Source organism: Thermococcus atlanticus (assembly GCF_054657855.1).
Map to the genome: position 1 here is coordinate 360217 of NZ_BAAHXX010000001.1, position 17378 is coordinate 377594.

The 17378-nt window shown below is 51.6% G+C and carries 18 protein-coding genes; 9 read left to right on the forward strand and 9 right to left on the reverse strand.

The features are described 5' to 3' along the window. The first annotated feature begins 7 nt into the window (after positions 1–7). The 4 genes from ACYQ27_RS01945 to ACYQ27_RS01960 are packed head-to-tail and all read left to right on the forward strand — an operon-like array spanning position 8 to position 2155. Positions 8–1174: a thiolase domain-containing protein gene (locus ACYQ27_RS01945; RefSeq protein WP_460041763.1), complete on the forward strand. Its 1167-nt coding sequence runs from the start codon at positions 8–10 to the stop codon at positions 1172–1174. A gap of 1 nt (position 1175) precedes the next feature. Continuing rightward, positions 1176–1580 carry a Zn-ribbon domain-containing OB-fold protein gene (locus ACYQ27_RS01950; protein WP_456394806.1) on the forward strand — a complete coding sequence of 135 codons (405 nt, stop codon included), beginning with the start codon at positions 1176–1178 and terminating at the stop codon, positions 1578–1580. 48 nt (positions 1581–1628) lie between these two features. Continuing rightward, positions 1629–1787: a hypothetical protein gene (locus ACYQ27_RS01955; protein ID WP_456454174.1), complete on the forward strand. Its 159-nt coding sequence runs from the start codon at positions 1629–1631 to the stop codon at positions 1785–1787. After that, complete coding sequence (locus tag ACYQ27_RS01960; protein WP_456454170.1) at positions 1784–2155, forward strand: PIN domain-containing protein; 372 nt, start codon at positions 1784–1786, stop codon at positions 2153–2155. The genes ACYQ27_RS01955 and ACYQ27_RS01960 overlap by 4 nt, the downstream gene beginning before the upstream one ends. A 106-nt stretch (positions 2156–2261) precedes the next feature. Here the strand turns inward: ACYQ27_RS01960 and ACYQ27_RS01965 are convergent, their stop codons facing one another. Both ACYQ27_RS01965 and ACYQ27_RS01970 read right to left on the reverse strand, forming a co-directional pair. Continuing rightward, positions 2262–2420: a hypothetical protein gene (locus ACYQ27_RS01965; protein WP_456454166.1), complete on the reverse strand. Its 159-nt coding sequence runs from the start codon at positions 2418–2420 to the stop codon at positions 2262–2264. A 49-nt stretch (positions 2421–2469) separates the two neighbouring features. After that, entirely contained in the window at positions 2470–2976 is a 507-nt protein-coding gene (locus tag ACYQ27_RS01970; RefSeq protein WP_460040910.1) for a GNAT family N-acetyltransferase, read from the reverse strand. 69 nt (positions 2977–3045) lie between these two features. Between ACYQ27_RS01970 and ACYQ27_RS01975 the strand changes: the two genes are divergently transcribed. Continuing rightward, on the forward strand, positions 3046–3585 hold the full coding sequence (locus ACYQ27_RS01975) for a multiprotein bridging factor aMBF1 (RefSeq protein WP_456454162.1): 540 nt from the start codon (positions 3046–3048) through the stop codon (positions 3583–3585). Positions 3586–3923: 338 nt separating this feature from the next. Here ACYQ27_RS01975 and ACYQ27_RS01980 read toward each other — a convergent pair whose 3' ends face one another. Then, on the reverse strand, positions 3924–4334 hold the full coding sequence (locus ACYQ27_RS01980) for a DUF356 domain-containing protein (protein ID WP_456454160.1): 411 nt from the start codon (positions 4332–4334) through the stop codon (positions 3924–3926). Between the two features lie 213 nt (positions 4335–4547). Between ACYQ27_RS01980 and ACYQ27_RS01985 the strand changes: the two genes are divergently transcribed. Next, positions 4548–5120, forward strand: coding sequence for a TATA-box-binding protein (locus tag ACYQ27_RS01985; protein WP_456394814.1), 573 nt, complete (start codon positions 4548–4550; stop codon positions 5118–5120). 113 nt (positions 5121–5233) lie between these two features. Here the strand turns inward: ACYQ27_RS01985 and ACYQ27_RS01990 are convergent, their stop codons facing one another. The 5 genes from ACYQ27_RS01990 to ACYQ27_RS02010 form a co-directional block, all read right to left on the reverse strand. Beyond that, positions 5234–6340, reverse strand: a complete 1107-nt coding sequence (locus tag ACYQ27_RS01990) for an AAA family ATPase (RefSeq protein ID WP_456454158.1) — start codon at positions 6338–6340, stop codon at positions 5234–5236. Positions 6341–6493: 153 nt separating this feature from the next. After that, positions 6494–8017 carry an MBL fold metallo-hydrolase gene (locus tag ACYQ27_RS01995; protein WP_460040911.1) on the reverse strand — a complete coding sequence of 508 codons (1524 nt, stop codon included), beginning with the start codon at positions 8015–8017 and terminating at the stop codon, positions 6494–6496. Between the two features lie 139 nt (positions 8018–8156). Further along, entirely contained in the window at positions 8157–8765 is a 609-nt protein-coding gene (locus ACYQ27_RS02000; protein ID WP_456453756.1) for an indolepyruvate oxidoreductase subunit beta, read from the reverse strand. Then, positions 8762–10708 (reverse strand): indolepyruvate ferredoxin oxidoreductase subunit alpha, encoded by a 1947-nt coding sequence (iorA, locus tag ACYQ27_RS02005; RefSeq protein ID WP_460040912.1) that lies wholly within the window; start codon positions 10706–10708, stop codon positions 8762–8764. Before iorA ends, ACYQ27_RS02000 begins: the two co-directional genes overlap by 4 nt. 11 nt (positions 10709–10719) lie before the next feature. Beyond that, complete coding sequence (locus ACYQ27_RS02010) at positions 10720–12093, reverse strand: acetate--CoA ligase family protein (RefSeq protein WP_456453758.1); 1374 nt, start codon at positions 12091–12093, stop codon at positions 10720–10722. A gap of 191 nt (positions 12094–12284) precedes the next feature. Between ACYQ27_RS02010 and ACYQ27_RS02015 the strand changes: the two genes are divergently transcribed. Together ACYQ27_RS02015 and ACYQ27_RS02020 are read left to right on the forward strand one after the other, a co-directional pair. Next, positions 12285–12962, forward strand: coding sequence for a metal-dependent hydrolase (locus ACYQ27_RS02015; protein ID WP_456453754.1), 678 nt, complete (start codon positions 12285–12287; stop codon positions 12960–12962). 85 nt (positions 12963–13047) lie between these two features. Then, a complete protein-coding gene (locus tag ACYQ27_RS02020; protein WP_456396865.1) occupies positions 13048–14010 on the forward strand; it encodes a cell wall-binding repeat-containing protein in 963 nt (320 codons plus the stop codon). A gap of 166 nt (positions 14011–14176) precedes the next feature. Here ACYQ27_RS02020 and gcvT read toward each other — a convergent pair whose 3' ends face one another. After that, entirely contained in the window at positions 14177–15373 is a 1197-nt protein-coding gene (gene gcvT, locus ACYQ27_RS02025; protein ID WP_460041764.1) for a glycine cleavage system aminomethyltransferase GcvT, read from the reverse strand. A gap of 369 nt (positions 15374–15742) precedes the next feature. Between gcvT and ACYQ27_RS02030 the strand changes: the two genes are divergently transcribed. Continuing rightward, the gene (locus tag ACYQ27_RS02030) at positions 15743–17368 is read left to right on the forward strand and encodes an ABC transporter substrate-binding protein (protein ID WP_456453752.1); all 1626 of its coding nucleotides are present in this window, start codon (positions 15743–15745) and stop codon (positions 17366–17368) included. The last annotated feature ends 10 nt before the right edge of the window (positions 17369–17378 follow it).

Below are 17378 nucleotides of genomic sequence, written 5' to 3' on the forward strand. Positions count from 1 at the left end.
GATGGAGATGGAGAGGCCGGTCATAATTGGTGTTGGAATGACGCCGGTGGGGGAGCACTGGAGGCTTTCCCTCAGGGAGCTTGCTGTGGAGGCCATCCTGAATGCAATGGATGATGCCGGAGTGGATAGGGTTGATTCCCTTTACGTTGGTAATATGATCTCGGGTTCGTTTGTAGAGCAGGAGAACCTTGGGGCTCTGATAGCGGACTGGGCGGGCTTAGGAAACATTCCCGCCGTTAAAATCGAGGCTGCATGTGCCTCAGGGGGTGCAGCCCTTCAGGAAGGCGCTAAAGCCGTCATGAGCGGCCTTGAAGACGTCGTCGCCGTGGTGGGCGTCGAGAAGATGACGGATGCATGGCCGAGTGATGCAACCCGCTATCTCGCCTATGCGGCGGATGCGGAATACGAGCACTTCCACGGGGCGAGCTTTGTGGCTTTGAATGCCCTGATTATGAGGTACTACATGCAGCGATACGGCTATACAGAGGAGGATTTAGCGTTATTTGCAGTCAACGCCCATGCAAACGGAGCAAAGAACCCCTACGCAATGTTCAAGAGGGCCATAACTGTCGATACCGTCATGAGGAGTCCCTATATAGCTGATCCGATAAAGCTCTTCGATGCCTCTCCGGTCTGCGACGGGGCCGCAGCGGCGATAATCACCACGAAAGAGAAGGCAAAGGAGCTTGGGGTTCCAAGGGAGAAGTGGATTGAGGTTGCGGGATTCTCAAGGGCGATAGATACAATCAACCTCGCAAACAGGGAAGACCTGCTCACCCTGAAGGCCGCAAAGGTGGCCTCGGAGAGGGCATATAAAATGGCGGGAATAGGCGTTAAGGACATTGACCTCTTTGAAGTCCACGACGCTTTCACTGTAATGGCGGCCCTGAGCCTTGAGGCAATAGGGGTGGCTGAAAAAGGCAAGGGAGCCATGCTGGCGAAGGAGGGACAGATTGCAATCGACGCGGACTACCCGATTCAGACCATGGGCGGGCTTAAATCCAGAGGGCATCCCGTGGGAGCGACGGGCATGTATCAGACGGTCGAAGCGGTCCTGCAGCTCAGAGGAGAGGCCCCTGATGGAATACAGGTGCCGGATGCGGAAACTGCCCTGACCCAGAATATAGGTGGAACAGGTTCAAACATAACGATCACGATTTTGAGGAGGGTCTGAAATGGCGAAGCCAATGCAGGTCGCCAGATACTGGAGGCATTTTAAGGAGAAGTACCGCCTCATCGGCGGTAAATGCGAGAACGGTCATGTTTTCTTCCCAAGGAGGTCAGTCTGTCCTGTGTGTGGCAGCAGGAATGTGGAGGACTTCCAGTTCAGCGGAAAGGGCAGGGTTCTAAGCTGGACGATAGTGCGGAACCCTCCGAGCGGCTTCGAGTACTACAAGCCCTTCCCCCTCGCCCTCGTCGAGCTGGAGGAGGGGCCGGTTGTCCTGACCCAGCTGACGGATGTGGACCCAGAGGAGATAACCTTCGGCATGGAGGTCGAGATGGTAACGAGAAAGATAAGGGAGTTCGGCGAGGATGGCATAATCCTCTACGCATACAAGTTCAGGCCGCCGGTGAAGTGAGCTCCCGCAAACTTTATCTACTTTTTTCGTACTTTCTCCGGTGGTGTTATGGGTGGTATTGTTGAGGTTAAGGTATCTCTGACTGAAGAAGAGCTAAAAAAGCTCATCAAAGATGAGAAAAAGCGTAAAGCCTGGTCGAAACTATTCGGAATAGCTGAAAATCTGCCGGGATTCCAAGAAAGCGATCGGGTGGATGTAAGGATATGATAGTCCTTCCAGATACATCTGCTTTAGTGGAATTGATTCGGGGTAGTAAAGCTGGAAAGGTTGTTCTTGAAATACTGGAAAACTCTGATGTTGTTATAGTTTCGACTTTAGTGCTGGCCGAGCTTGAGAGGAACAAAATTGATAGCTCCGTTATGGATGCCATAGCTGAAAACAGCTTGGTGGTTGTCCTAGACCGCGAAATTGCCCTGAGTTTAGGAAAGGTTCATAGTCAAGTTAAGAAGAAAAATAAAAACGTATCCCTCGCGGATTGTATAATCTCAGAAACCGCAAAACGACATGGAGCGGTTGTTCTGACGATGGATCACCACTTCAAGCTTCTTGGGAACGCGGTAATAATTGAGAAGTGATTGATTTAGCTCTAAGCCCTCTCAATCCTCAGCCTGTCCCAGTTCTCGAACTCCATCTCCAGCTTTCCGTGCTCGGCGTTGATCTTCACCCCCTCGATGGCTACCTCTATTTTTTTCCTTCCGCTACCTCGACACCCAGCATCTCCGCCATCTCGCCGACGCTCTTCAGGGAGCCGTTAATGATGGTTTCAAGCCTATTTCTCCCGTTTTCTATAACGACCCTTAACCTGCCCTTTCCTTCACGTATAAAACTTTCTTCCTTCAATTTCCTCACCTTTTCTGGTTCGGGTGGCTTTATACAGGACATCCAACAACTACTTCCCTTTTTCTCCGGGTCTGCCGTCCTTACGCAGGTCTTTTACCATCCTGACCCATATCCCGCTCTGGCCGGCCTTTCTGAAGCCGTATCCCTCATAAAACTTCATTGCCTTTTCGTTCTTCTCCCCGACCCAGAGCTCTATTCTGTCGCTGTACCTGCCCAGATACTCAAGGCATTTCTCCATGAGCTTATGGCCTACGCCACGTCCCTGATACCTCTTATCAACGACGAACTCGTGAATCGCCCCCACAGTTCTCCCCTCGTACTTGCTGTACCAATCGCTGTCGCAGACTATAAAGCCCGCTATCTCATCACCAACCTTCGCAACGAAAAAGCCCTCCTTTGCCTTGTTCCAGCACCATCTCAGGTAACGCTTCGCGTATCTCTCACCTTCGCCTCCGTACTCCCTCATGCCCTCGTAGCCCCTCATGTATATCTCTATGAGCCTTTCTAAGGTTTCCTGGTCGAGTTCGCCAAGCTTCTCTATCCTTACCCCTGTCATCGTTCTGAATTTTGCGGGGATGGATTTATAAAAGCTAACCATAAACCTAAGCTTGGGAAGGTGGTTTTTATGGGAAAAGCGAAGCCCAAAATCTGTGAAATTTGCGGTGCAACAATACGTGGACCCGGTCATACAATAAGGATTGAGGGTGCTGAGCTGCTCGTGTGCGATAACTGCTACAGGAAGTACGGCAGGAAGAAACCGGGAACATTCAGCGTCATGCCCACAGGGAGGGAGCCGAGGAGGAGGGTGTATTCAAGACCAAGACCGAAGCCGCAGCCAAAGCCCAGAAGAGAGAGGCCGTTATACAGCGAGGAAATTGTTGAGGATTATGCTGAGAGGGTTATGCGGGCAATTCAGAGGAGCGGAAAAGGCTATGAGGAGCTTTCCCATGAGGTGGGGCTTTCAATGAATGACCTGAGGGCGATTGCCCACGGCTACCGCGAGCCGACGATAAAGGAGGCCAAGAAGCTGGAGAAGTACTTCAAAATAACGCTGATTGAGAAGGTTGAGGAAGTTCAAAGGGAGAAGGCCACGATACCCCGGGACTATGAACCAACGCTTGGAGATGTGGCAAACATCAGAATCAAGAAGAGGAAGAAGAAGTGAACTGTTGGTTTATAGGTTTTTGAGTTTCTCAGTTTCTCAATTTTAATTAATTTTGGAAGAGACTCTTTTATAGATGTTGTCCTATTTTATGATTACAATTAAAAAACGGGGAGAAATAAGCGCAGTGATACTCTCCGATGAGCCAAAGGATTTTATTGAGCAGTTCCATCTACTGCCCACCGATGACGAGATTATTGAGCTGTCCTATGAGCTGATGCGGAAGCACAACCTACTCCCGAATGATGCCATAATTCCTGCCACATGCAAGTCGGAATTCTGGCAACATTGGACAGTGACCTCAAAAACGCTGGAAGAAAAGAGGGGCTGCAGGTTCTCCCCTAAAATCCCTCCAACTCCTCACTCTCTTTCTTATTCCTTAGCTCCTCGGTCTTGGTTCTCTTTGGGGGATGGAAACCGCGGAGCTTCTCAAACGTTCCCCACAGTCGGAGGAGCTCCCTGTGCACCTCTGTGTCAGGAGGGATTACGAGAATGTGGGCGGGGGGGTGTATGTCCATCAGCCTGCCTATGGCCTTTGAAGGGGGCAGGTCTATCTGAGCCACCACATGGGCCCTGAATTTTTTTCTCGGCTTCTCGCCGCTTATCTTCTCAAAGGCCCAGTCCGACAGGGCTGGCGGAATTATCCGCGGGTCTCCCCTGATGTTCATCCGTCCGTACCTCACGAGGTCGGCCAGAGCTATGCTCGCCTTCTGAAAGTTGTCCGTCCTTACTAAAACCATCGTGTTTAACATGATCTCACCAAGCCTAACTCCTTTTCACCCCCTTTTAAGCGTGTTGCATGAAACATGAACGTCTCTGCCGTCTCCTGGGATATTCCTGGGCTTGTCCTAATAGCACCGACAGCCCTGAAGCTAACCCAAAAGCCAAACCTAAAGCTAAACTTTAAAAACCCAAGATGATAGTTTATAAAGGGTTTTTAAACCCACCATCCGGGGGTGTAATACATGGTAGATATGAGTAAGGTAAAGCTCAGGATTGAAAATATCGTCGCCTCTGTTGACCTTTTTACATCGCTAAACCTTGAGAAGGTCATCGAGATATGCCCAAACTCAAAGTATAATCCGGAGGAGTTCCCGGGGATAATATGCCGCTTTGACGAGCCGAAGGTTGCCCTTCTGATATTCAGCTCCGGCAAGCTCGTCGTTACTGGAGCGAAAAGCGTCGAGGACATAGAAAGGGCGGTTCAGAAGCTCATTCAGATGCTCAAGAAGATAGGCGCCAAGTTCGGAAGGGCGCCGCAGATAGACATCCAGAACATGGTCTTCAGCGGCGATATAGGCATGGAGTTTAACCTCGATGCCGTTGCACTCAGTTTGCCAAACTGTGAGTACGAGCCCGAGCAGTTCCCCGGCGTCATCTACCGCGTTAAAGAGCCGAGGGCTGTGATACTGCTGTTCTCCTCAGGGAAGATAGTGTGCTCCGGGGCGAAGAGCGAGCATGATGCATGGGAAGCCGTCAGAAAGCTCCTCCGTGAGCTGGAGAAGTACGGCCTCATCGAGGAAGAGGAAGAATTTTAAGGTCTGAGGGGCCTTATGCTCCGCACTTTTTATTCCTCTGTCTTTTTGAGGATACTAAATGCAGCGGAGCCCACCACGTTGTGGAGGCTGTAGCTTACGGAGGGGTAAGTTACTTACCCTGGGGTAAGTTGGGACTTTTTGATGACCTCCGCAATAACGGGGTCGGGGATGAAGTATCCGTCGGCGCTTTTATCGAGATAACCATACTTTACCAAGTTCTTCAGAAGAATGGAGAACTTAGCGTCGTTTATCCTGCCGGCTTTGAACTCCAGGTACTCCTTTATATTGCTCCACCTCATGTTGCCCATGGCGACAGCCTTCAGTATGAGCCCGTATCGCCTGCTGTGCGAGAGCAGGGAGGAAAGCTCATCCAGTACAAGGGCATGGGCCCTGTGAAACAATTCATTTAGGGCATCTTTTTCCGGGAGCTTTCGAATTCCCCTGAGATAGCCGTACATACTCAGCCAGCCAACGATTCCGTCGAGTCTGTCAACGGCCCGCTCAAGCTCCGGGAGGGCTATATCAACCCCAAGTTCCTTGAATCCACGTTCCAGGAAATCAAGACTCTGTTCCCGGCTGAATCTCTCCAACGTTATTTCCCTGGCGTACCTGCCGAAAAGCGGCTTTTTGGGGTTATCAAAGCCGAGGAAATCGTGAAGCATCCCAACCTCTGAGCCAGTTAAAACGAAGGTTAAGTGCGGCAGGTTGTCCACGGCATATGCGATTAATCCATCATACTGAATGCCAGAAAGCCTGAAGTATTGGGCTTCGTCAAAGGCGAGAAGAACCCTGCTTTCCTCTTTATCTGCCCATGAGTTTATCTTTTCCAGAATTTCAGCGAGGTCAGGCCTCTTCTCGAATTCCACTTGAACTCCCGAGAGATGGATGCCCCTGATCGAGGTGAGCACATTTGCAAGTCCGAGCCTAAGCTTTCCACTCGGCGGAAGCGACTGGAGGAGCGAGCTTAAAATCTTCTTGGCCAGAAGCTCTTGGGGAATTGAACCGTGGGTGAAGTACAGGGAGCGAACGTCTATCTTGGCATAAGGCAGTCCGGAGTCAGAAAGCGCAACGTTGAGGAGGGAGCTCTTGCCCAGGCGTCTTATGCCGAGGAGAAGAATCAGCTTCTCGTTGAGTTTAAGTGCGTTGTTAAATTCTTTAAGTTCCCTTTCTCTGTCATACAAATCTTTCCGTCTGGTTTTCGGCTGGAGGTCAAACAGCAACTTGCCCCACCGTAAGTTACTTACCCGGGGGTAAGTTATAATGGTTTCGGAAAATGAAAGGATCAGCTGAAGCTCGCGAAGCCTATCTCGTAGAGCTGGCGGAGCATGCGGAGGGCTTTCTTGGCGGTGTGCTTGTGGGCGTGGTCTGATTTCTCAAACCTCCCACCTTTCCCCATTCTTTAGGATAATCACATTATCTCCCCACTTCTCCTTAAACCACATCGGGTTCTCCGTGTGCACCGGAATGATGTAATCCGGGTCAATTTCATCAATAACCCTCACCAGCTCCTCCCTGGAAACGTGACCCGACGCATGAAGTCCTCTCTCAAAAACCGGCTTCCCGTGTTCATCCACCTTAAACCCATGCACATCAAAGCCAGAGTATCTGAGCCAGTTCCAAAGGCGGAGAAAGCTGAACTCCTGCTCCTCCCCAAAGGCCTCACTTGAGGAGTAAATATAAGCGCCGCCATGGGGCATTACATCCAGCAGGTGGGGCATATCATAAAAGGAGAAGCATAGAATGTAGTTCTCCTGATTTGCCCTGATCTCAAAAGGTGATATATACCTGTCGCCATAGTTCTCCCCGACCACGAGGGTTTCCCACCTCTGCTGGCTGGCTTTGAAGTTCCCGTAAATTCTAAGGCCTTCAAGTCTGTCGGCTCCATCGACCATTTTCAGGGCATGCAGGAAGTAAGCGTCCTTTGCCGTTATCACGAGCTCCCTACCCGCCTCCCGGGCAATTTTCTCAAAGGTTTCAAGCCTCTCAAAGTTCCTTGCCGAAAAGTCCGCCACAACCAATCCCTTAGCTTCTTCAACGATTTCAAGCGCGTTCTCATAAACCTCCCTCTCGGAGACGTTCTCGTGTTCTTCTCTACCAACTCTTGTCCCTTCCGTAATTAAAACGCCTGCATTCCCCGCCTCTCTAATGAACTTTCTCGTTTTGTTCCCGTTCTTCCCGTGGAGCCTGAAATCGCCCGTGTATGCGAGGCTAACATCACCTTCGACCACATAAGCCGTTGCACCGTAAATTGAGTGATCCACTGGGAAAGCCTTGACCTCAAAGCCCAGCTCCTCTTCTCCGAGGGCTTTAACCTCATTGGGGATTATTTTCTTTTTAGATCTTGGGGAGCAGAAGAGGAACTCATTGAGCTGCTCCGCTTTCCCTGTGAGGATAACCTTCCTCGAAGGGTAGTGGGATTTTCTGTCCGCCTCCAGGATATGGCCTTCCTCATCTCTGTTCTTCCTCACCTTATAGTAGGGGATTTCCATTCCAAAATGGCTGCCGCTGGCAGCGGTATCATTTAAAGCCTTGATGATTGCAATCGTCGTGGGGGAACCCGCTACCGGAACAGCCTCATCGAGGAGGGCGACGTTACCGACGTGATCGAGGTGGGCGTGGCTTATCAGAACAGCGTTGACCGGGAGCTTTGGGTAAGAGGAGGTATCCAGATCCCGTGGAATCAAATCCTTTCTGTAGATGTTGAGCTTTGGTATTAGACCGAGGTGCCAGAGGTCGTGAATTCCCCTCGCACTTCTCTCGCTTATGAACTCCTCGTAATAGAGGGAGTACCTGGCAAAGTTCATTCCAAAATCCAGGAAAAGCCCGTTTTCCTTTTCTTCTATATGGATTTTTGTTCCGCCTATGGTATCGGCACCATCATAAACGGTTATCTTCATGTGTGTTACCTCCGGGACAAGTGCTGCAAAAATGTTCTTGATCTTGTTTTATATATGCCTATCGGTGGTAACATAAAGGATTTTGAAAAGATTAAAAATGCCATTCAAGGGGCTGAAGTGGAGAATAAAAAGGGAAAAATTAGAGCCCCAGCATCTCCTTTGCAGCCTGAACACCGAGGTCGAAGGCCTTCATATTGACGTCGACGGCTTTGGGCGGAACGCTAACGCGGATGACCTCCTTTACATGCTCCGCCGAGAGGGGGAAGCCCGGTGTCTGTGTTAAAGCTCCAATTAGGACGACGTTGGTCGTTATCACGTGGCCGGCCTTCATGGCGAGCTCCTCGGCGTCAAAGGCCATGAACTTGGCCTCGAAGTCCTCCTCGACTATCTTCTTTATCTCCTCAAGGCTCGGGTAAGCGGCGAGTCCCATTGAAACCTGAACCGGAGGGATGGGTCTGGCGTTCGTGAAGACCAGCCCGCCCTTCTTGAGGTAGTTTATGTACCTCAAAGCTTCGACCGGCTCGAAGGAGAGTATAACGTCGGCCTTCCCTTCCGGAACCATCGCACCGTAGACGTCCTCGCCGAAGCGCACGTATGCTATGACCGAGCCGAAGCGCTGGCTCATTCCGTGAACCTCGCCGACCCTGACCTTGTATCCCGTGTGGAGGGCGGCCCACCCTAGGAGATTTGCCGCAGTGAGGATTCCCTGGCCGCCAACTCCGGTGATAACGATGTTGTACTCCTTCATATCTCTCCCTCCCTGACCTTCTCAAAGGCATCGAACGGACACACCTGAGCACATCCGCCGCAGCCCCAGCACATGAGCGGGTCGACCTTGGCCTTGCCGCTCTCGGCATCCCAGTAGATGGCCGGACAGCCGTAGGCGTTTATGCATATCTTGCAGCCTGTGCATTTCTCCTCGTTGACCTGGTAGAGCGGCCACTGTATCCTGGCCCTCCTGAGCTCGCCTATCCTGTGAAGGGCACATACGCGCCTGGTAACAACGACGCTGACGCCCTCGACGGCAAGGGCCCTCTTCATGGTTTCAACTGTGGCCTTGATGTCGTACGGGTCAACAACGGCAACGAAGTCCGCACCGAGGGCTTTAGCCACTTCTTCGATCTTTATCTGCCTGCCGGGTCCGTGAGGAGTCTCACCTGTTCCCGGGTTCGGCTGGTCGCCGGTCATTGCCGTAACGAGGTTGTCGACGACGACTATGACGACGTTGGAGCGGTTGTAGATTGTATTCGCTAAAGCCGGAAGTCCGGTGTGGAAGAACGTTGAGTCCCCGATGGTGGCCACTATGACCTTCTTCTCCCTGCCCTCCCTGTGTTCGTCCTCCGCAACGGAGCCGTTGAGGGCTATACTGAGCCCGTGGGCAACGCCGATTGAGCCTCCCATGGCTACGGTGGTGTCGACTGCCCTGAGCGGCGGCAGAACCCCAAGGGTGTAGCAGCCTATGTCGCTCGGAAATATGGCCCTGGTCGTTGCAGCCTTCTTTATGGCGTAGAAAGTATTCCTGTGCGGACAGGCAGGACACAGCGAAGGAGGCCTCGGCGGCACCATTGCCTGAACCTTCCTGTACTTCTCGTCGAGCTCCCCGAAGTTGACCGGGGTCTCAAGGCCGAGGAACTTTGCTATTGCCTCGACGGCCCTCCTCGTGGTCATCTCGTAGACCCTTGGGACTATCTCCTTGCCCTTAATCTCGATGCTGAGCTTCCTGTCAAAGGCCCATGTCTTTATCTGCTCCTCAACAACGGGTTCGAGCTCCTCCACTATGAGAACCCTCTCAAGGCCTTCCACAAAGCGCTCAACGAGCCTGAACGGGACGGGGAATGGGGTGCCGAGCTTGAGAACCTTCACGTCCTCAACGCCGAGCCAGGCAAGGGCTTCCTTAACGTATGCATAGCTCAGACCGGGGGCGATGATACCGACTTTTGCATCCTCCTTGCCCTCAATCCAGTTGAACGGACACTCCGCGAGCTCCTCCCTTATGCGCTCAATCTTCTCAAGAATCTGGGGGTGGAACTTTCTTGAGTGTGCCGGGATGTCCACGAATCTTGAGGGGTCTTTTTTGAAGTTTCCGAACTTCCTCTTTCCGGCTTTTATCTCCTCCGGCAGCTCACCGAGAACGACGTCTCCCCTTGCGTGGGAGCTCCTCGTGGTAGTCCTCAGGATAACGAAGTGCTTGAACTTTTCGCTCAGCTCAAAGGCATACTTCACCATTTCCTTTGCTTCGTGCGGGGAAATCGGCTCTAACACTGGAACAAGGGCGAATTTGCCATAAACCCTCGTATCCTGCTCGTTCTGGCTGCTCCACTGGCTCGGATCGTCGGCTACCATGATCACAAAGCCGCCCTCAACACCCATTCCAACGGCGCTCATGAATGTGTCGGCCGCGACGTTAAGGCCAACATGCTTCATTGCCGTCATTGCCCTGAGGCCGCTCCATGCGGCGCTGAGAGCTGTTTCAAAAGCAACCTTCTCGTTGGTTGAGTACTCCATGTAAACGCCCGCCTTTTTCGCGACGGCTGCCATAGTGTCCGTGAGCTCGGAGCTCGGTGTTCCGGGATAGGCCGCAAAAACCGCTATGTTGGCCTCCAAAGCTCCACGTGCTATGGCCTGATTGCCCAAGAGAATTACCCTCTCCCCGGGCTTGTCCCATAAAACCATGTCAGTAACCTTTGCCATCCAAAATCACCTCATTCCTCCTTCAAAACTCCGGCATTCTTAGCAAATTCCACAAGGGCATAGGCGGCCGAAGCCACGTCCTCCGGTCTCTCATAGCTTGGAATTCCGTTCTTCTCAAGCAGCTCTTTGGCGGGTTCACTCACATAGCCCGCCATGAAAAGGCCGAGAACGGGCTTGCCGTTGTTTGCCTCCTTCACTGCCTTTATGACGCCCTCTGCATGCTCTGTCTGCGTCATACCCGCGAAGGTGGGCACAACACAGATGCTTATGAGCATGTCGACGTTGGGGTCTTCAAGAAGGAGCTTCGCCGTTCTGTAGTAGTCCTCCCCCCTGGCACTCGCAATCATGTCGACAGGGTTTTTCACGGCAGCCATTGGAGGCAGGAACTCCCTGAGCTTCCGCATGGTTTCCTCCTTAAGGTCTGCCAGCTTTAACCCATACCCGTCTATCGCATCCGCAGTCAGAACGCCCGGACCGCCCGCGTTTGTCATTATCGCAACCCTCCTGCCCTCCGGCAGCGGCTGGGTGAATGCCCTTGCCATGCTGAGCATGTCGTCAATTGTTTCCGCTATTAAAACCCCGCTCTGCTTGAATGCCGCCTCGTATATCCTGTATGATCCTGCGAGGGAACCTGTATGGCTTGAGGCAGCCCTTGCCCCGCTCTCGCTCTTCCCGGCTTTGAGGACTATCACGGGCTTCCTTCTGCTGACCTCCCTTGCGACCTCCATGAACCTCCTTCCGTCCTTCAGGCCTTCTATGTAAAGCGCTATAGCCCTGCTCTGCTCATCATCGGCCAGAGCCTCCATGAGGTCGGCAAAATCCAGATCCGCCATATTGCCGATGCTTATGAACTTTGAGAAGCCAATTCCTTCCTTGATGGTCTTGTAGAGGATTCCTGCCCCGAGGGCCCCGCTCTGGCTTATGAAAGCTATGTCTCCCCTCTTGGCGTTCATGACGAATGTGGCGTTCATGCCGTTGTGCGTGTTCATTATGCCTACGCAGTTCGGTCCGACTATGCGCATGCCATATTTGTGGGCTATCTCGACGAGCTCCCTCTCCTCCTTCTTTCCTTCCTCACCAACCTCACCAAAGCCGGCCGTTATGAGGATTATTCCCCTGACGCCCTTTTCACCGCAGTCTATTATCGTCTGCTTCACAAATCTCTTTGGAACAACGATAACCGCGAGGTCGACATCATCCGGAATTTCCCTGACGTTCCTGTATGCTTTGACGCCCTGGACGACCTCATCCTTGACGTTTACAGGGTAGACCTCCCCATCCCTGTAACCCTTGAGGTTTTTGAACACCTCATAACCGAGCTTGAGGGGGTCATTTGAAGCCCCTATAACTGCGATGGCTTTTGGTGTGAAGAAATAGTCAAGCATTTTTACAATCACCGTACTGAACCTCGGTAAAAGTCTATATAAGCTTTCCTAGGGAGTGCAGTGAGGCAAATATGAGCATGGACGAGGAAAAGTAAAGCTTTAATGGGCTGAAAATGGCATTACTGTACAGAATTTCATTTCCCGAAAGGTTTAAGTTAGTTCGGGTTATTATAACCAGCGAGGTGATAGCGATGGTGAAGATCAGGTTTCTCGGACATGCCGCTTTCGAAATTGAGGGGAGCAAAAGAATTCTCATTGACCCCTTTCTGACGGGAAATCCAGCCGCAGCAGCGAAGCCAGAGGACTTTGACAGGGTGGATTTAATCCTCGTTACCCATATGCACGGCGACCACGTTGGCGATGCCGTGGAAATCGCCCAGAAAACAGGGGCAAAAATCGTGGCTATGTACGACATAGCAAACTACCTCGTCGAAAAGAGGAGGGGCATCACCACGGTTGGGATGAACTACGGCCCGACAGAGGTTGATGGCGTTAAAATAGTCCAGGTTCCGGCATGGCACTCAAGCGGCGGCGAGGAGGGCTTCATGGTGGGCAACGCATGCGGATACATAGTGGAGATTGACGGCGTGACGGTATATCACGCCGGCGACACGTATGTATTCAAGGACATGGAGCTCTTCGGCGAGCTTTACGGGATTGATGTTGCACTCCTCCCGATAGGAGGACACTTCACGATGGGGCCGAGAGAAGCTGCAAAGGCCGTTGAACTGCTGAAGCCGAAATACGTCGTTCCGATGCACTACAACACATGGCCTCCAATCGCAAAGGATCCGGAGGAGTTCAAAAAGCTCGTTGGAAGCAGGGCTGAGGTTGTAATCCTCAGGCCCGGGGAAACTCTTGAGCTGTGAAAAACCTTTTTAAGTTCCTTATTTTACTTCTTCTTTGGTGGTTGAATTGAAGAGAGCACCCCTGATTATCCTGCTTGTAATTCTCATGCTCACCCCCCTGCTTGTGCCCGCGGTGCAGGCTGCGGGTGATGAAAAAAAATATGACCTTATAATCGTGAGAAATGATGATCTGATTGATTATATCGTTGCCCTGCCGTATGCCAAAAAGCTCGGTGTTCCCATCCTGCCCGTCAATCCGAAGGAGCTGGATATAAAAACACAGGCACAGCTCCAGTCATATGCCCAGTTCGGGTGGAATCACGTTCTCATAATAGGGAACTCCAAGGCCGTCAGCGACACCGTTCAGGACGAGCTCATGAGCATCGGCTTCATCACCGAGAGGATTGGCGGGGAGGTCAGAACTGAGACCGCCGCAAGATTGGCCGAGGCCTTCTTCCCCAAGGGCGCTGAAACAGTTATTCTGGCGAGTGCCAATGACTACGGCTCCGCACTGGCGGCTGCGAGGTATGCAATGAACTACGGCTACCCCCTCCTGCTGACCAGAAATGATACCGTCTCGGAATACACCGCCCTTGCCCTCAAAAAGCTCAAACCGAAGCTCGTGGTCATGATAGGCGCCGGACTATCGGAAAACGTGGAAAAGCAGCTCAAGAGCATGGGATACGAAACCTTCTGGTACGGGAGAAATGTTGAGATAACCCTGCCGAAGAAGGAGGAGCGCACCTCTCCGTGGTGGTACTACCTGATAGGCGCCCTCATATCCCTCGCGGTAACCGTCCCCATAGTCCTTTACTGGGCAAAGAAGAAATGGGGGGAGAACAGGGTTCCTATTGAGGTGCTGACCGAGAAGGAGAGGATCGTTGTGAAGGCAATGCTTGAAAAGGGAGGCATCGTCAAGCAGGAGGATTTACCGGAGCTTACGGGCTATTCAAGGCCCACGATAAGCCGTATCATCCAGGAGCTTGAGAAGAAGCAGCTCGTATCGAGGGAAAAGGTCGGCAAGACCTTCATAGTGAAGCTGATAAAGGAAATAAGGATGAGGGACTGACGGTCGGCGTTCATCACTTCTCAGCGTCCTGGCTTCTCCTCATCCCATCCCATATTTCCAGCCGCCCGAATGCTTTCGGCGGTTCAACTGAGGCTGCAGGTCGGAGGACATGGCATTATCTGCAAGATTCTCACAGGAAGGAATAAGGAATAGGAATGGAGAATGGCTACTCCTCTCTAAATGCTCCGTACTTCTTGGGGTCGTAGAACGGCGGGGCCACTGTCACGGCCTTCTTCATTCTGCCCCTGATTTCCACTTCGAGCTCAACGCCCGGCTGGGCAAATTCCGGCCTGACGAAGGCTATTCCAATACCCACGCCAAGGAGCGGTGAGGATGTTCCGCTCGTTACCTCGCCTACTGGCTCGCCGTCCCTGTAGACCTTGTAACCTTCCCTCGGGATTCCCCTGTCAATCATCTTGAAGTGAACCATCTTCCTGCTGAGACCTCTCTCCTTCTGCTTGAGGAGTGCCTCCTTACCGATGAACTCCTTGTCCCAGAAGAGCGCGAAGTCGAGGTTAGCCTGTAGCGGGGTTACCTCGTCTATGTCGGTGCTGAGGAGCTGGAGCTCCTTCGTCTCGTTGCCGTAGAGCGTGTAGCCCGCTTCAAGCCTCAGCGTGTCACGGGCGCCAAGCCCCGCAGGTTTTATACCATATTTTTCGCCGGCTTCAAGGATTTTGTTCCACACGTACAGAGCTTTCTCCGGCTCGCCCCTCTTCTCCGGGTCGGGGTGGTATGGGTTGGCATCTTCGAAGTAGACCTCCCACCCGTTTTCTCCCGTGTAGCCGCTCCTTGAGAGCAGCATCTTTATTCCATCGAGCTCAACCTCCTTTGCTTGGAACCACCATAAATCATTGATGTCGATGCCGAAGAGGTCTCTGGCCAGATCCCTTGCCTTCGGCCCCTGTATCGAGAACATGACGTAGTCATAAGTTTTATTCTCAATCTCAAGGTCGAGCTCGGTGTACTGCTCAATTGCCCCCTTGATTGAGGTGAACCAGGCGTAGAGCTTTTCAAAGGCATCGCTGTCGCACACCATCATGTACTCATCGTTGCCCATGTTGAAGACGAGCGTCTCGTCCTTCACCGCCCCGCGCTCGTTGAGGACGAGGGTGTAGGTTCCGCTTATCGCAGGGGGCCTGCTTATATCATTGGTTGTGACGTACTGGAGGAACTTCAGGGCATCCTTACCCCTGAAGAAGATTTCGCCCATGTGTGAGACATCGAAGATTCCAACGCCGTTCCTAACGGCAAGGTGTTCCTCCTTTATGCTTGAGTACCAGATTGACATCTCCCATCCTGCGAACTCCTCGACCTTCTTGGCGTTTTCCCTATGCCAGTCAAAAATGTGGACCCTCTTCACCATGAGTATCACCACTGAAAGAATACCGGGCAGGAAATATAATCCTTTTCATTTTGATTCTATGAATGTTTTGCATATCTGCAGAGGCCTCTGAGTCGATCCTGGTTTTGAAGAGAACCCGGAGTTTCGTTCATGGTATCCACGATGGTGTATATTGTAGTACCTTCACGCATGATTATGGTGTTCTAGGAATAGAGTTCTTCATGGATGACAATATTGTACCCTTAATGTCGTTAAGGTTGATAATCACATGTCTGACAAAATTGGTCATACTTGTTTGATGATATTGAACAGATACAGTTAAATATAATTAAACTACTAAAGACATTACGATAAAATCCAAAAGGTATCTGGCAAAATTGGGGTGGTACCGTGAGAAAAGAAATTGCCTTGTTTATACTGGCCATTGCACTCTTTGGTGTGGTCGCCAGCGGATGTATAAGCGGTGAAAACACTTCAACGACAACCGCACAAAGTCAGACCCAGTCTACGGCAGCCTCTTCTACAGCCGAAAAAACAACCAATGTCGTGATTTACGGCTACGGGAGCGAGATGATAACACTTGACCCAAGCACGGAGTTTTCAAACTCCATAGTGGTTCTTGCAAATGTGTATGAGTGCCTTGTGAAATACACGCCGGATGGTTTGAAGCCATGGCTCGCCACTTCCTGGGAGAGCAATCAGAACGGAACAGTATGGACATTCCATTTAAGAAAAGGGGTTAAGTTCCACACAGGAAATACCATGACGGCTGAGGATGTAAAGTGGTCTGTCGAGAGAACGATGAGGATGGGCTTAGGGCCGGCTTTTATCTGGGATCCCGTTAAGAAGATAGAGGTTGTGGATAACTACACCGTCAGGTTCTATCTCAAATATCCGGCAAACCTGCCGCTCATAGCCTCTTCAGCATACGGTGCATACATAATGGACAGCAGATATCTCTCGAAGATAGGGGATGATAAAGCGATAGCGAACTGGTTCAACAAGGGGCAGGATGCAGGAACCGGGCCCTACATGATTGATAAATACAATCCCAAGACCGAAATCGTCCTTAAGAAATTCAAAGATTACTGGGGCGGATGGAGCAAGGATCAGTTTGACCTCGCTGTTATAAAAATAGTTCCCGATGCATCCCTCAGGGAGCAGATGGTTACAAGCGGCGAGATTCAGATTACGAGGGATCTACCGCTTGATGACCTTCCAAAGCTGAAAGACAACCCGAATGTTAAAGTTGACCAGACCCCCTCATATCAGGAGCTCTACGCGTTTTTCAACACCAAAAAGAAGCCCCTGGATAACAAACTCGTCAGACAGGCTCTGAGCTATGCCGTTCCATACAGGGATATCGTCGATTATGTCCTCCACGGATACGGCGAGGTTGCAAAGGGGCCCATACCCAAGGGCATGCTGGGCTACTTTGAGGACATGAAGACGTATAACTATGACATTGACAAAGCCAAGCAGCTGCTGGCCCAGGCTGGATACCCGAACGGCGGATTTAAGCTCGTATTAACCTACACCCAGGGAGATCAGGCCGAGGCTAAAGTTGCGGAGATTATAAAAGCAGAGTGGAAGAAGCTCGGCGTGGATGTTGAGATAAGGCCGATGAACTGGGAGCAGCAGTGGGCTCTGGCCAAGAGCGATCCCGAAAAGGCTCAGGATATACTCATGATGTACTGGTGGCCGACCTACCCGACACCCTATGACTTTCTCTTCAACATGTTCCACTGCGAGAAGGAGATAAACTTCAACCTCTGCTACTACTGCAACCCCGAGTTCGATAAAGCTATTGATGAGGCTGTTACCTTGGAGGGTATCAATCCTGAGAAGGCTGCCGGGCTCTACAAGAAGGCGGAGCAGATGCTCGTTGAGGATGCTCCTGCGATATTCTTCTACAACCCGGATGACGTCTATGTCTACCACAAGAGCATAAAGGGATTTAAGGACAACCCCGGCTACCCGCAGGTTGTGTTCTTCTATGAACTCCACAAGGCCTGATTTCCTTCTT